Raw genomic sequence first — 14126 nt, forward strand, 5'->3', positions numbered from 1 at the left:
GAATGTTAGTCTATAAACCTAAAGAGCGGTTACGGCTGGCTTGGAAGTGGTTACCAATCGAGTTATTTGTGTTACTACTTAGTCTTGGTGGTGGTTGGCTGGTTAATCGGACATTAGCTAAGCCGGTATATACGGCCCGAGTTGATATTAGCATTCAACAAACTGCCACCAAGCGGCAAACGCAGCAGCAACGGCAAAAAATGCGTCGCCAGGATATTAACAATGTCACCCAATTTAATGTTATGCCACGTCAACCGGACGTTTTATATACTGCCAGTGAGTATGCCTATATGCGGTTTGGCATTTGGCAACCGGTTGGTGATTTAAGTGAGTCCGTTCAAGCTGTGGCCCGTCATCAGCAACCCGTGTTACGACTGTCAGTTTCAAGTACGTCTAAAACGATTGCCCAACAGAATGCGGTGGCATTTGATTATGCGGTGACAAAGTCGTTACGGCACTTAAAACGGTATCGAATCAGTTCAACGACGCGTGCGGTGATTTTTGAACCTAATCGAATTACAGGTTCAGTTTATAAATTCTCCTTAATTGTGGGTCTTATCTTGGCACTATTAGTGCCGTACGTCAGTGCGTACTTCACTGGCGAGAAAGGTGGGTGGCATGCAAAAAATAAAAAAGCAAATTTCTAAAAGCCGCCTACTAAAACCAGAGAATTTATATCTCATTACCTTAGCTGCTTACTTGATTTCAGTCACTATTCAAACGACAACGTTTAATGCGTATTACCCGCACATTGTTGGATCGTTGATTCAGATAGGCACGATCGCGGTTATGTTTGCCAAAATTGTTGGGCTAGATGATTTAACCAGTGGCCAAGTGATACGACAGCTTAGTTTGTTAGGGTTGGTTGTGGTGGTAGCGCTCACGTCGGGGGCCCATTACTTAATGACGACGGTATTATTAGCCATGGCGGCCCGCCAAGTTTCTTTTAGACAAATTGTTAAGTTGTATCTGATTGTTGTTGGGGGCATTTTGTTGGCAGCTTTTATTGCGGCTGAACTGGGGCTAATCGCCAATATTACGTTTGTAACCAGTGATGGCGTCCGGCAGTCTTTTGGGGTTGTATATACGACCGATTTTGCGGCGCATGTCTTTTACTTGAGTTGTGCTTATTTATATTTGCGAGCTCAGGCTTTTAGAATTATTGATTTGTTGCCGGTGGGGCTGGCGCTAATGGTTGTTTACTTATTTACTAAGACGTTGACCGATGTCTTGGCAATGCTAGTTTTGTTAGTGTTATACGTCATTTACATTTATCGGCGTCAATTAAAGCAGCATTGGTTCATCGCCGTAATACTACGCTATGCATTTTTAGCGATGCCAGTTATGAGTGTTGTGATTGTGCAACTGTCGGCCGGCTTTAATTATCACGAGCGCATCTTTCTGAAATTAAACACCTTGTTTTCATCACGGTTATCGCTAGGCAATAATGCGATCTTGGCCTATGGCTTTAAATTGCTGGGTCAATCGCCAATTTATGTCAATGGTTGGGGTGGGTCCCGGGTAGCCACGTTTAAAAATGGCATTGGGGATTTAACCTATTTTTATATTGATTCTTCTTATTTGAATATGTTGATTGCGTATGGGGTCTTACTAACATTAGTTATTGTGATTGGAACAAGCTTTTTCCTCTATCAGCGTAGTAAAGCTAACGACTACTTGCTGCCCATTATCTTTGTCGCCATTGCCTTTAGTAGTGGTTTCGATCAACATTTGTTGGAGGTGACTTATAATATCTTTATTCTGGCGTTCTTTGCGGTTTTACCTCGTTACCAGACACAGATTGGTCCGGCATTTGAAAAGCAAGTTGTAATGTTACCAGCGAGTACAAATGTGGAAACTGAGCAGGCCAAGTCGCATCGGCAACCAAATTTTAGGAGGCACTATGAGTAGGCGACAATTTTATTGGTTACAGTACACCGTAGTTTTATTGGCAATTTTTCTAATCCTGCTTGCTAGTACCGGGAGTGATGGCTTGTTCGCCTTCGCTTTACAACCCACAAAGCTGGGATTTTATCCGCAAATGGTGGTGACCATGTTAGTGGCGGCGGGGCCTGACCTGTTGTTAATGGCGCTAGGTGCTTATCAATTAAAGCAGACGAATTATTCCTTTGCTCGCTTGGTCCGGTATATTATCACCATTATTGGCGGGATTACCTTATTTTCGTTAATTTATTACGTTTATGGGTTAGCAACAACGCAACAATTGCATCATTTTAATTCAGCAACCTTTTTTTCAGAGCTCGTTCAGGGACCATTCAGCACGTATGATACGTTGTATGGCATTATCGCCTTTTTCGTCACACTACCGATTTTAAGAGTAGTTGCTAAGCATGCTGATGCGATGACAATCAAATATTTAGTGATTGTCGAATTGATTTTTGTGGGCGTTTTCCCGGTTGTGGGGTATTTATTTGGGCTGTCGAGTATTTATATTAATCTCCCAGTTGCGTTACAGGGTGGGGCGTTCTTTCCCTTAATGGGTTATTGGTTAGTCCATACGGATTTTGTACGTAAGATTACCCGTGAACAGCTCCTAATTGCTTGGATTTTATCACTAGTTTGTTACACAATTATGATTGCGGTCACGCTGTATCAATCTGTACTTGAAGGTGATTTCGGTGTCATAGCCATGCAAAACTTTACGCAAACGTTTCAAGCGATTCCTTGCTTAACCTTCTTCATCACGATTGAGACGTTTATTTTAAATCGACCACTTAGCACTAAGCATCGGTTACGGCCGACTAATTTTTTACGCTTGAGTTATGGTGTTTTATTGATTACAGGGGTCGTGTTGGCGCCGTTAAAAGTAATCTTAATGGATTTAACGCCGTATCTGGGGCCTTTTATCGGTAGTCTAATCTGGGTGCTGACCACGATTTTGATAAGTTATTTAGTTGCAATGGTATTAAGTCACATTGCAGGTATTACCAAGCTGTTTCCAAGCATTTTCATGGACTTTACGGAGGCCCACAATAATGAAATCAAGGATTCAATGGATTGATATTGCCCGCGGTATTGCTATTTTAGCAGTCATCGTGGGGCATACTTTAGGTCCTTATACCGGTGGCTTTCTTGGGAGTTTGATTTTTGCTTTTCACATGCCAATTTTCTTTATCTTGAGTGGCTATTTATATCATCAGCGGCCACTACAGCGCGAATTGAAAAATGGCAGCTTGAATTTATTAGTGCCTTACGCCATCACCAGTATTTTAGTCTTGTTAATCAGTATAGTAGCCCTACAATTGCCAGCCAATCCGCTGATAATGGGGTATTTTACGTCAACCAAGGCGGGCGTTGTTTCGATTTTATATGGTGCGGGATCGGCCGTCTTCGCACCATGGCAATTAACCGTCCAACCACTCGGAGCGTTGTGGTTTTTGCTAAGTATGTTTGTTGCCATGCAGCTTTTTAATGGCGGTATGAGTCTTGCCCAGCGAACACATTATCCAGTGGCAGTTCGTTTAAGCTGGGTAGTTGGCTTAACTGTTTTAGGCGGTCGATTAGGCCAAGTCATCTACTTACCGTGGGCCTTGAATGCGGCATTGTTTGCGCAATCCTTTTTATATGCAGGCTTTTTAATTAAGCAGTATCACATTTTAGATTGGCTTAAATCTTGGCACTATATTGGGTTCATCTTGTTGTGGGTGCTCAGTGCACGTTCGGGGTATTTTAATTTGAATGTGCCAAGTTCGCCCAATCTATTACTAAGTTTTGGAGGCGGTATTGCAGGTAGTCTCTGTATTTTTAGAGTGAGTACATGGCTAGCACGGTTTGATGGTCGTCCTGGTTTAAAGTTACTCGAACAGTATGGCCGCCTCTCGTTAATCATTCTCTGTTTTCATCTGATTGATTTAAACGTGATCGGGATTGAGGGGCATCTATATCATCGTGTTGACTTGTTAATGGGGGCTGGCGGGGCCACAGTGGTAACGATTTTATATCGTATTGGTTTTGTGACCGTTGCGATGTTCTTAGTGCCAAAAGTACCCGTTATTCGGAGTTGTTATTTAATGCGGCAATATCCGTTTACAATTAATTTACGTCGGAAAATGGTTAAAGATTAACTGACACACAGACTAATCTGGTCTGTGCGTCAGTGTACAATGCTGAAACCAGTGAGTAAACAAATCATTACAAACATTGTAAGTTAAACCACTTTTTTAATTTAGCCTTTTATTGGTTTAACGCCATGGCAACACCGCTTTTCTTTGATAATTATTGGGGAATACATCATGATTAATAAAAACGTAGTCAAAAGAATGGGGAAACTATGACAACTAAAATATTTGTGGCAGCACATAAAAGCTACCAAATGCCAATTGATAAAACCTATCAACCAATATTCGTTGGGGCGGATATTAATGGGACGTTACCAATGGGCTATCAAGCGGATAATATCGGCGATAATATTTCAGCTAAAAATCCAAATTATAACGAATTAACGGCACTTTATTGGATTTGGAAGAATTGCCATGCTGAAGTTAAAGGTCTCATGCAGTATCGGCGTTATTTAGCGTTGACACCGAAAGACCGGTTAACTGGCATTTTGACCCAGACTGAAATTGACCATTTACTACATGATCGGACAGTCATTGTCCCTAAAAAGCGGCATTACTATATTGAATCGAACTATTCACATTATATTCATGCCCATCAGGCGGCACCACTCGATGAAGCCCGAGTCGTGATTGCAAAGCTGTGTCCGGCTTATTTAGATAGCTACGATACGGTAATGCATCGGACTTCAGCACATATGTTTAACATGATGATCATGTCAGCTAAAGATTTTGATGCCTATGCGAAATGGTTGTTTTCGATTTTATTTGCGGTGGATGCGGCAATCGATATTTCGGACTATGATGCGGTTGAAGCCCGAGCGTTCGGTTATTTATCAGAATTATTACTGGATGTGTGGTTGCATAAGAATCAGATTTCTTGTGCAGAAGTTCCAGTGATGTATATGGAAAAACAACAATTAGTGGCAAAAGGATTCAATTTATTAAAACGAAAATTTTTACCGAACGCCAAAAAGCGCACTCATTTTTAAGGAGAACTAATCGCAATGAAATATGTGTCAGTAATTGTGACTTTTAATCGGCAAGCACTATTAAAGCAAGCCATTGAAAGTCTGTGTAATCAAAGTTTGCCACCACAGCAGATTATTGTGGTGGATAACGCTTCAACTGATGGGACGGCCGCCATGATGGCCGACTATCAAGATGCGCAGGTACACTATATCCGGCTACCACAGAACGTCGGGGGTGCGGGTGGGTTCTACCAAGGGATTAAAGTGGCTAAGCGTTATCGAACCACAGCCGATTGGGTGTCACTATCAGATGATGATGCTGTTTTTGAGCCTGACTATTTTGAAAAAATTGCCCAAGCCGCCAAGCAACATCCAACTATTAAGGCTTTTGCGGGAACAGTTGAATTTATGGACGGAACAAAGCAATTAGATCAACGGCAACGACTGGAAAATTGGACGCATTTTGATGCTCAAGCTGTGCCGGAATTAGATTATCAGCATGATTTTTTCATCGATTTATTTACCTTTTGTGGTTGTGTGATAAACTTTGATTTAATGATTAAAACTGGGATGCCACGTCAAGATTTCTTTATTTGGTGGGATGATATTGAATATTCCATTCGCTTACGGAAAAATACGGAAATTTTGAACGTGTCACCAGCGGTATTAGTCCATCATACTGTCAAACCACGACCGGATGAGGGGTACCAACAGAATTGGAAAGAGTATTATTGGTTTCGCAATCGGACCGTAACCGTACGCGAACTTGGGCGGCATCGCCTTGGCGCCAATTTATGGGCCTTGGGGCAAATTGTTGAGCGCGGGATTGAAATCGTCCGTGATGGCCGACGGTATCGAGGGCAACGTGGTGCAGCTTTACGGGTGACGGCAAGTGGTGTTTTGGATGGTTTTCGGCATAAGATGGGGGCTAATCATGATTATATGCCGAAATAAGGATAGGGATATGGGTGAGTGTAATGCATAAGTTTGTCTTGAATGTGGTTTACGATGAGAAAAATAATGCTGGTAGCAAAGCTAAGGCTGATGTGACGACGATTTTGTTAACCCAATTACAGTTTAAGGAAATTAAGCAATTTCAATTCAGGTCTAAGTTGGAAAAGTTACAGGGTCAGCACGTGGTCAATCAAATCTGTGCACAAGTTGAAGCTGGGGACGTCTTATTAATCCAGTATCCGACTTATTTTGGTCATTTCTGGGAAAAACGATTATTTAAGCAATTAAGGCAAAAAAACGTTAAGATCATCATCTTATTACATGACGTGGATGTACTCCGGGTCGCTAATTTACCACGGTATAAAAATCTTGAATGGGTCACGCGTTTATTGAATATGGGCATGGTTTTAATTTCGCCTAATCAAGCCATGAGTCAATTACTTACAGCGCATGGGTTAACATTACCCATGATTACGCTAAAAATTTATGATTATTTGCAGGCGCCGCGGGACATGCCACGGGTACGACCAGATCAAAATCAAATTTCATTTGCGGGTAATTTGAATAAATCGTCATTTTTGTATCAGTTACCAAGCACTGATGCTTATCAATTATTTTTGTTTGGCATGTTGGATAACCAACGGCAATTTGAACAGGCTAATTTACATTATCAAGGGATTTTTCCACCGGATGACTTAAAAGACCGTTTACCAGACGGGTTTGGTTTGGTCTGGGATGGTGACACACCGGATGAGCTAACTGGTTTGGCTGGCCAATATTTAAAGTATAATAATCCACATAAGGTCTCGTTGTACTTGTCATCAGGATTACCTGTGATTGTGCCAGCTGAGGCTGCAATTGCTGATTTTGTCACGACACAGCAAGTTGGCCTAGTGATTTCAGGATTATCAGAATTACCGACTAAGTTAGCCACGGTCACAGCCGATGAGTATCACACGATGCAGATCCAAGTGGCTAAAGTTGGCGCGCAACTACGAGCCGGCACATATACGGTTACCGCAGTCGAGCAGGCTTTAGCACAGGTAACCGCTATTCCAGATAAAGTTAGGTGACTTAATTTGACAGCTAGGGTTCAATCCAAACGAAAATCGGTCACTGCAGTCGTGATGGCACCGTATCTAACCGGCCATGGGGGCATGGAAACTGTCTTGACCGCTGTGGTTAATCATTATGATCAGGATTCCCAGATTAAGCTACAGGTCTATTTTAGTCAGGGATTGGGAAACAAGGACTTTTTACGGCGTTTTGTGAATCGGCATCAAGTATTAAATGACCCAAAATTGGAACAACAATCCACAGTTAAAAAAGCGGCCAATGTGTTGCGAATTATGAACTTCTTACGCCAGTCACAAGCAGATGAAATCATCTGTATGAGTACCCGCTTAGTTTATTTAGCGGCCCAAGTTAAACGTTTGTGGCATAAGTCTTATACGGTGATTTCGTGGTTACATTTTTCGCTAGTCGGTGGGGACGTGGTCTCAACGGGGTTATTAAAGTGTGCTGATTACCATTTAGCAATTAGTCGTGGCATTCAGCAGCAGTTAATCGACTTAGGGATTCCGCGCCAACAGATTACGGTAATTTATAATCCGATTAATTTGGATGTACCGTTGGTACCAACACGGCAGCCGGCAACACCGGTGACGTTCTTATATATTGGTCGGATTCAGTGGCACCAACAAAAAAATTTACAAGAGTTATTTAACGCCTTACCAAAGTTACATGGGCAGTGGCAACTAAACGTCATCGGATCCGGTGATGATGATGAAACGGTTAAAAGGTTTATTCAGCAAGCGCATTTAACTGGTAAAGTTAAGTTATTAGGCTGGCAAGCTGCGCCTTGGGAAGGCTTAACAGATGTAAGTTGTAGTGTACTAACCTCGAAGTTTGAAGGATTACCGATGGGCTTAATTGAGTCTTTAATTCGGGGCATTCCGGCAGTCGCCAGTGATTGTCCGACTGGTCCGGCTGATTTGATTCAACCAGGAACGAATGGTTTCTTGTATCCGATGGGGGATAGTGCGCGATTGACGACTATTTTACAAGACTTCATTGATGGTCAAGTCGTTTTTGAACGGGCCAAAGTTCGTGACAGTATGACTTGGTTAAGCACGGCTGCGTATTACACTCGACTTTCTGCGCAACTCATGGCGATAGCAGCACGTTGAAAAAACGCTTCATTCGACTGGCATTGCTCCCTCGAATGAAGCGTTTTTATCAGTCAACCGTGGTTATGCGCGTAAATGGTGCGCTTCGGCTAAAATTTTTGGTTGTAGAATGAAGATCAATCCCAGATAAACTAATAGACCAATGACGATTTGTTCAAAGAGACTCACTGCTGAAATTAACATGACTTGATTCAGCGTATAGACTACGAGAAACATGGCTAGCCCAGCAATGAAATATTGACCAAAGCAACTCATTAAGCGCCCTAATTGTAAATCATGGCGAGTCACAAATAGCTGATAAGCCGTCACACAAATTTCTGACAGGAGGGTGGCCAGCATGGCGCCCTGCACATGCCACATGAGAATTAGTGGGATGTTGCATAAAATGTTAACACCAGCACCAATCGTGACTGAAATCGTGTAGTCCCGTGTCCGCCGGGTTGGCAGTAAGAATTGCTGACCTAAGACGTTGCTCATTCCGATTAAAACAATGACGGGTGCTTCAATCATCAAGAGGGTGTTAACGGCTGTGAACTGGACACCGAAGAACCACGGTGCTAACGAAGTTGCAATGGCAGCAATCCCAAAGGCCATGGGAATCGAGATACTTAGTACGAAATCAAATGAAGCGTATAAGTATTCTTTGACCTTAGCCATCTGTTGCTTCATGTAAAGGTTCGCAATATGTGGTAGCATCACGGTCCCAGTAGCTGTGACTAAGGCTAATACGAGCTTGATGAGTTTATCGGAGTAGTCGTAAAAACCAGAGGCTGTGACAGAATCTAATTGCCAAAGCATGGTTTTATTCAAAGCCAGATAAACAGTCGTGGCAATCTGTGGGATAAATAAGGCAATGGATGGCCGTAAATGGCGAAATAAGTGTAACTTGGCCCATACTGGTCGATTAACTGATCGCCGTAAATAGGGCCAAAGAGTCAAATTACCAAGTAATTGTGATAAGGATAAAATTAAAATATAAATACCGGTATCTTGGCGGGTCTTAACAAAGACAAAAATAGCGACCAGTGAGGCCAACTTAACTAAGGTGTTACGCAAAACCGTTTTTTTAAAGTCTTCCAGGCCCATAAAATACCAAGAAATATCAAATGCACCGGCAATAATGTAAAAAGACTGATAAAAGAAATAAACTTTGAATTGCCGTTCAACCAATAAGAAAATTAAGAAGCCCAGGTAGGCTAGGCTAATCGTAATCAGCTGTAATCCCTCGATCTCCCAAAAGGTTTGTGAGCGTTTAGCACGATTATCACGGATAAAGGCGATTTCTCGATTGCCATAAATGGTAATACCAACTGTCCCAAAAAGTAAAAAGTAAGTGATGACCGAATTGGTAGACGCATTAATTCCGACCCCGGTTGGGCCTAGTACCCGTGAAATGTACGGTACTGTTAATAATGGTGTTAATAAGATTAAAATGTTATAACCGACCGTATAAAAGTAATTCCTGATAATTTTCATATCCAAGCTCCTAAGTCATATAAAGGTATCGCAGTTGCCTACGAATGGGCGTAAACCGCGACATCCTTAGTATTGTATCATAGTAACTCACTATAAAATAGAAGTACAAAAATGGGAATTGTAAGTTTTTTAGGCGTTATAAATATGTTAATTAATGATAAATAATTAATATTATTTTAGACTTTAGCGCGCTATAATGGGCTGGGCAGAAAGTGGTTGGGACCCTTGCCAGGCGGATATTCTTATCTAGTTGCAGGATTAATCAAGATTGCATCGCTACTGGTTTGGGATGCCAAAGCTAGATGAATTAACAAACGTCATAAAATATTGACCCTAATGGGGGTTTGAGAGCTAGGTGAACGTGATGGTAAAAATTAGTATTATTATTCCAACTTATAATTCTGTAGCAACCATTGATCGACTGATTACCTCAATTATTCAGCAGACTGGTTTTCAGGACTACGAAATTATTTGTGTGGATGATGGTTCGACCGATCAAACTTGGGGGCGGTTGCAAGAATTAGCCAGTCAACATCCTATGATACGTTGCTATCGGCAGACCAATCAGAAGCAAGCCGCTGCACGTAATAATGGGCTACGACATGCGCTAGGGGACTATGTCATGTTTGCGGATGCGGATGATTACTGGCTACCGGGCTTATTCGAAGCGGTGGTTCCAGACTTAAAGCAGGCCTTAACGATTTTTGGTATTCAAAAGGACTATGACCAAAAACAAGTTTTAGAAGTGCAGTCGGGTACTAAAGGGAGTCATAATCAGCAACAACTCATTCAAAATTATTTGGCTAAAAATGTTGAAATGGATGTTGGCGTCTGGAACAAGGTGTTTTCAAAAGCGATGATTGATCATTATCAGTTTCAATTTTCAAATGGTAATTTCTTTGAGGACAGCAGCTTTGTCTTAGCCTTTCTAGCACATGTCACCCCCAAAGATATCCGGTACATTGAAAAGCCATTCTACGTCCTGAATAAGCATGCAAATACAACGACTAGCCAGTTTTCGCCAGCGATTATTGAACGGGCACAGCGGTATTACCGGGGTGTAGTAACAACGTTAACTGAGTTGCACTATGCCGACCAGACGCAGCAAGCTATTTTAACGGCATTGCGCTGTCGGTTGTTATTACACGTCAGTCATCATTATTTGGTAAATAATCCTCAATGGTCGCCGCAGTGGGAACGCCATTTCCTAGCAGCCCGACTTAAAACGCTGCCGATGTTAACGAATCGGTTGATTACCTGGAAATATAAATTAGCATATTTGACGTTACGGTATGTGCCACGGGTTTATCGGCTTGCCTATCTTAACTACAAACCTGAAATCTGAGGAAAAAATAAACCGGTCTGAGAGAAATCTCAGACCGGTTTATTTAAATGGTTTTAATTAAAAGGCACCATTGGGCCGAATAAAGACCATGACGGTTTTAAAGAGGACGTACAAATCAAAGCCAACGCTCCGGCGGGAAATGTAAATCAAGTCTAGCTTGACCATTTCGTCAAAGCCAACACTGTTACGTACCGTAGCCTGCCATAAGCCGGTACAACCGGGCTTAACGGTGAGCCGTTGCTTATCGTAATCAGTATATTCAGCAACTTCACGTGGCAACGGTGGCCGTGGCCCAACTAAGCTCATTTGGCCCAAAAGAACATTGAGTAATTGTGGCAGTTCGTCAATACTGTATTTACGGATGAAGCGTCCAGTCCGAGTGACCCGGGGATCATCGCGCATTTTAAACATGGCACCGTCGACTTCATTTTCTTTAAGTAGCTGTGCCAATAATTCATCAGCATTAGAAACCATGGAGCGAAACTTGTACATTTTAAAGGGTAGTTGACCTTGGCCTAGTCGAATCTGTGAGTAGAATACGCTCCCCTTAGGGTCTTCTACTTTAATGGCGATTGCGACGACTAGGAACAATGGTGATAAGATCACTAAGCCCACTAAACTGGCCACGAAGTCGAATAGTCGTTTTACTAGGCGATAGCCGTAGCGGTGGTGCTGACTTTCAACATCAATTGTAATTGGTCGAATTTCCCGTTCTTTGTATTCCATTAGTAACACCCTAGACTTCCTTCTGATTATTCCCCGGTTATTACAAAAGTTTAACCTGTAATTAGCGTGACATGTGTGCCCAGCACACGCGGGGTGGCGTTTAAATAAAAACAAGTTCAATTAGCAGTGCCAATTGTTGTTTACGTCATTTAGAAAAAGCATGCAATTAAAAAGTATAATACGAACTTATGCTAAAGTAAACACGATTTAATTCATGAGTCCAAACTTCTAATTGACTACATTATACCAAAAATGACTTATTTTGGAATACTATTTTTGTTTCGGGAATGTAAAGATTGAGTGTTAAATGGTCGAATTGCTTGGTATATCTGCATTTTAAGGTTATTAATAAAGCTTAATAACAATTTGTTTTTTGATGCTTTAAGTAAATTACGACCAGTTTATTGATTAGAAATAACTAAGGTATCGAAGTCACGCTGTCATTTTGGAGTGTTCTTTTCGCTTGGTTCACGGTACAATTGAACTAATGAGTGAACGCGTGAAAAAACTTTAGCAAAAGGATGTTATGGACATGAACGATGATGGTATCACAGTTTTTCCAGCGGATTTCAATTCCTCATATCATTTAATTCTTCAACGAGGAACGGCGCATTATGCCTATTATTATTTCAAAATTGACAAACTCGATCAACGGGTTATTTTTTATGATGATTTGGAACGGAGTGGGATTTCAATCAAAACGCAGATTACGCGTAATTTTATGCGGCGGTTGGTGAAAGCCATTGATTGGCATCCGGTAGGGAATAGTATCATTGTTGAAATTTATAACGTCCAACGAGAGACCTCGAAGGGTACTCGGTTGGCGTGTGATATTTGAAAATAGTGTTGCGCTTAGCATACTGGTTAGGCGCAACTTTTTCAATCAATTAAACATGGCATAAAAATAAATAGTCCGGCCCACACCTAAGTTTCAGGTGCGGACCGGACTATTTCGTAGCAGTAATAGTGAGTTAATTAAGCAGTCGGAGCATCAACGATGGGTGTCTCAAGGGTTTCAACATATTTAGCAGCAACTGGTTCAACAATCAAGTTTTCACCTTCTTTGTTGAATAGGTTAGTGGCAACTAAATCGGCCATTGCTTTGGTGACCACTTCTTTAGTCAAGCCATCACTGGCGTAGCGTAACTTCAAGTGATGAATCTTATTGGTACTTGTTTTAAAGCTCATATCTAAGATTTTCATTAATTAAGTCCTCCTAATTAGACGGTCGTAACGGCATTGTATTCGTAATAAGCAATTACTTCGGCGTTGACAAATTGATGAGCCGTTAAGGTTTCCAAGGCCTTACTAAAGGTGGTCAATTGGGCATCCGTCGCGTCTTGCACAATGGCCGTAAACAGTTGTTTGTGCGTTTCACCGGCGGCATTTTGCAATTCAACGGCTAGCGCCGATTTTTTCCAAATCTTATTCATAGGTGAGTCCTCCTAGCGGTTTTTGTAGGCTGGCCAGCTTACATAGATAGAGACGGTTAGCTGGCAATAAAAGTGCAGGCGATTAGAAACTAAACTGGCGGGTCGTTTTTAAGCTGGCACCAGTAAATGGTGCGGCAACTAGGGTGGCTACTGATTGGCCTAAAACGGTAACTTGGTCAACCGTGATGGTTTCGTTCAAGTTATTGAAAGTTCGCTTGGTGGCTTTGGGGTCGTCCGCAGCCACTGAAATGGTTAATTGATTTGCACGCCAATTCTGCATGGGGGTGCCTCCTTTCGGCTGATTTTTTTGTAAGCTTACAGGATACTAACGGTTAGGCAATCGTAAAAGTGCACTTAGCGGGCTTGCGCATAGATAGCCCGGGCTTTGACGAGGAGGCTCGCTCGCCAATTATAGACGGTCCGGCGACTAACGCCATGGGTCCGCATAATCATTGGGACGGACTGTTCAGCTAAGAAGAATTCCACTAAATAAATCCGTTCCCCGGGGCGACATTGCGCGAGTAGCCGTGTTAGCAAGTCGGTCAATTGCCAAGTTTGTTCGCACAGGGCCATCGGTGTAATGCTTAATTCAGCGGCTTTTTCCAGCGGTACTTGAACTTGGGTCCGTAGGGTTTGTTTACGAAGATAATCCACCGTGCGCCATTTAATGCGGCGAAAGGCAAATTTACGAAAGTCTGATAAATTCTCAGGTAAGGCCGGCACATAATTTTGATAAGCTGCAAGCCAAGTTAAATGAGCAACAGTCACACAATCCTCAAATTGGGGATGGCCCTTGGTCACATTGGCGGCTTTTAAAGCGCCATATAAGAGGCGTTGGTGAGGCGGTTCGGCTAATAAGTTAAAGGCGGTTTGGTTTTCAAAGCGATCAGTGCGCATGATTAAGTCCTCATTTCTTAAGTGACCTTGGCCAAGGTTGTGCTCAGTATAACCAGTTG

16 protein-coding genes are annotated in these 14126 nt (G+C 42.2%); 10 read left to right on the forward strand and 6 right to left on the reverse strand.

What is annotated here, in order from left to right:
• The first annotated feature begins 2 nt into the window (after positions 1-2).
• The 8 genes from C5Z25_RS10905 (at position 3) to C5Z25_RS10940 (ending at position 8190) form a co-directional block, all read left to right on the forward strand.
• Positions 3-647, forward strand: a complete 645-nt coding sequence (locus tag C5Z25_RS10905) for a polysaccharide biosynthesis protein (RefSeq protein ID WP_199774910.1) — start codon at positions 3-5, stop codon at positions 645-647.
• Positions 619-1911 (forward strand): polysaccharide biosynthesis protein, encoded by a 1293-nt coding sequence (locus tag C5Z25_RS10910; RefSeq protein ID WP_234002742.1) that lies wholly within the window; start codon positions 619-621, stop codon positions 1909-1911. Before C5Z25_RS10905 ends, C5Z25_RS10910 begins: the two co-directional genes overlap by 29 nt.
• A complete protein-coding gene (locus C5Z25_RS10915; RefSeq protein WP_105452613.1) occupies positions 1904-3022 on the forward strand; it encodes a polysaccharide biosynthesis protein in 1119 nt (372 codons plus the stop codon). The genes C5Z25_RS10910 and C5Z25_RS10915 overlap by 8 nt, the downstream gene beginning before the upstream one ends.
• Positions 2997-4085, forward strand: a complete 1089-nt coding sequence (locus C5Z25_RS10920; protein WP_105452614.1) for an acyltransferase family protein — start codon at positions 2997-2999, stop codon at positions 4083-4085. The genes C5Z25_RS10915 and C5Z25_RS10920 overlap by 26 nt, the downstream gene beginning before the upstream one ends.
• Before the next feature lie 206 nt (positions 4086-4291).
• Positions 4292-5068: a DUF4422 domain-containing protein gene (locus tag C5Z25_RS10925; protein WP_105452615.1), complete on the forward strand. Its 777-nt coding sequence runs from the start codon at positions 4292-4294 to the stop codon at positions 5066-5068.
• Between the two features lie 15 nt (positions 5069-5083).
• Complete coding sequence (locus C5Z25_RS10930; protein ID WP_105452616.1) at positions 5084-6001, forward strand: glycosyltransferase family 2 protein; 918 nt, start codon at positions 5084-5086, stop codon at positions 5999-6001.
• 23 nt (positions 6002-6024) lie between these two features.
• Positions 6025-7074 carry a glycosyltransferase gene (locus tag C5Z25_RS10935; protein WP_105452617.1) on the forward strand — a complete coding sequence of 350 codons (1050 nt, stop codon included), beginning with the start codon at positions 6025-6027 and terminating at the stop codon, positions 7072-7074.
• 6 nt (positions 7075-7080) lie between these two features.
• On the forward strand, positions 7081-8190 hold the full coding sequence (locus C5Z25_RS10940; RefSeq protein WP_105452618.1) for a glycosyltransferase: 1110 nt from the start codon (positions 7081-7083) through the stop codon (positions 8188-8190).
• A gap of 63 nt (positions 8191-8253) precedes the next feature.
• Here C5Z25_RS10940 and C5Z25_RS10945 read toward each other — a convergent pair whose 3' ends face one another.
• Complete coding sequence (locus C5Z25_RS10945; RefSeq protein ID WP_105452619.1) at positions 8254-9666, reverse strand: oligosaccharide flippase family protein; 1413 nt, start codon at positions 9664-9666, stop codon at positions 8254-8256.
• Positions 9667-10030: 364 nt separating this feature from the next.
• Here C5Z25_RS10945 and C5Z25_RS10950 point away from each other — a divergent pair, with 364 nt between their 5' ends.
• The gene (locus C5Z25_RS10950) at positions 10031-11011 is read left to right on the forward strand and encodes a glycosyltransferase (protein WP_234002807.1); all 981 of its coding nucleotides are present in this window, start codon (positions 10031-10033) and stop codon (positions 11009-11011) included.
• Between the two features lie 57 nt (positions 11012-11068).
• Here C5Z25_RS10950 and C5Z25_RS10955 read toward each other — a convergent pair whose 3' ends face one another.
• Positions 11069-11737: a sugar transferase gene (locus C5Z25_RS10955; RefSeq protein ID WP_199774911.1), complete on the reverse strand. Its 669-nt coding sequence runs from the start codon at positions 11735-11737 to the stop codon at positions 11069-11071.
• Positions 11738-12269: 532 nt separating this feature from the next.
• Here C5Z25_RS10955 and C5Z25_RS10960 point away from each other — a divergent pair.
• Positions 12270-12575 (forward strand): hypothetical protein, encoded by a 306-nt coding sequence (locus C5Z25_RS10960; RefSeq protein WP_105452622.1) that lies wholly within the window; start codon positions 12270-12272, stop codon positions 12573-12575.
• A 137-nt stretch (positions 12576-12712) separates the two neighbouring features.
• Here C5Z25_RS10960 and C5Z25_RS10965 read toward each other — a convergent pair whose 3' ends face one another.
• The 4 genes from C5Z25_RS10965 to C5Z25_RS10980 form a co-directional block, all read right to left on the reverse strand.
• Positions 12713-12940: a DUF2922 domain-containing protein gene (locus tag C5Z25_RS10965; RefSeq protein WP_105452623.1), complete on the reverse strand. Its 228-nt coding sequence runs from the start codon at positions 12938-12940 to the stop codon at positions 12713-12715.
• A 17-nt stretch (positions 12941-12957) separates the two neighbouring features.
• The gene (locus tag C5Z25_RS10970; RefSeq protein WP_105452624.1) at positions 12958-13170 is read right to left on the reverse strand and encodes a DUF1659 domain-containing protein; all 213 of its coding nucleotides are present in this window, start codon (positions 13168-13170) and stop codon (positions 12958-12960) included.
• An 82-nt stretch (positions 13171-13252) separates the two neighbouring features.
• On the reverse strand, positions 13253-13450 hold the full coding sequence (locus C5Z25_RS10975) for a DUF1659 domain-containing protein (RefSeq protein ID WP_105452625.1): 198 nt from the start codon (positions 13448-13450) through the stop codon (positions 13253-13255).
• Positions 13451-13524: 74 nt separating this feature from the next.
• Positions 13525-14067, reverse strand: a complete 543-nt coding sequence (locus C5Z25_RS10980) for a sigma-70 RNA polymerase sigma factor region 4 domain-containing protein (protein WP_105452626.1) — start codon at positions 14065-14067, stop codon at positions 13525-13527.
• Positions 14068-14126 lie beyond the last annotated feature (59 nt).

The organism is Lactobacillus sp. CBA3605 (genome assembly GCF_002970915.1).
Taxonomy (GTDB): Bacteria; Bacillota; Bacilli; order Lactobacillales; family Lactobacillaceae; genus Lactiplantibacillus.

Coding starts and splice junctions, on each gene's coding strand:
- C5Z25_RS10905 (WP_199774910.1), top strand. CDS start 3: ATGTTAGTCTATAAACCTAAAGAGCGGTTACGGCTGGCTTGGAAGTGG.
- C5Z25_RS10910 (WP_234002742.1), top strand. CDS start 619: ATGCAAAAAATAAAAAAGCAAATTTCTAAAAGCCGCCTACTAAAACCA.
- C5Z25_RS10915 (WP_105452613.1), top strand. CDS start 1,904: ATGAGTAGGCGACAATTTTATTGGTTACAGTACACCGTAGTTTTATTG.
- C5Z25_RS10920 (WP_105452614.1), top strand. CDS start 2,997: ATGAAATCAAGGATTCAATGGATTGATATTGCCCGCGGTATTGCTATT.
- C5Z25_RS10925 (WP_105452615.1), top strand. CDS start 4,292: ATGACAACTAAAATATTTGTGGCAGCACATAAAAGCTACCAAATGCCA.
- C5Z25_RS10930 (WP_105452616.1), top strand. CDS start 5,084: ATGAAATATGTGTCAGTAATTGTGACTTTTAATCGGCAAGCACTATTA.
- C5Z25_RS10935 (WP_105452617.1), top strand. CDS start 6,025: ATGCATAAGTTTGTCTTGAATGTGGTTTACGATGAGAAAAATAATGCT.
- C5Z25_RS10945 (WP_105452619.1), bottom strand. CDS start 9,666: ATGAAAATTATCAGGAATTACTTTTATACGGTCGGTTATAACATTTTA.
- C5Z25_RS10950 (WP_234002807.1), top strand. CDS start 10,031: ATGGTAAAAATTAGTATTATTATTCCAACTTATAATTCTGTAGCAACC.
- C5Z25_RS10955 (WP_199774911.1), bottom strand. CDS start 11,737: ATGGAATACAAAGAACGGGAAATTCGACCAATTACAATTGATGTTGAA.
- C5Z25_RS10960 (WP_105452622.1), top strand. CDS start 12,270: ATGAACGATGATGGTATCACAGTTTTTCCAGCGGATTTCAATTCCTCA.
- C5Z25_RS10965 (WP_105452623.1), bottom strand. CDS start 12,940: ATGAAAATCTTAGATATGAGCTTTAAAACAAGTACCAATAAGATTCAT.
- C5Z25_RS10970 (WP_105452624.1), bottom strand. CDS start 13,170: ATGAATAAGATTTGGAAAAAATCGGCGCTAGCCGTTGAATTGCAAAAT.
- C5Z25_RS10975 (WP_105452625.1), bottom strand. CDS start 13,450: ATGCAGAATTGGCGTGCAAATCAATTAACCATTTCAGTGGCTGCGGAC.
- C5Z25_RS10980 (WP_105452626.1), bottom strand. CDS start 14,067: ATGCGCACTGATCGCTTTGAAAACCAAACCGCCTTTAACTTATTAGCC.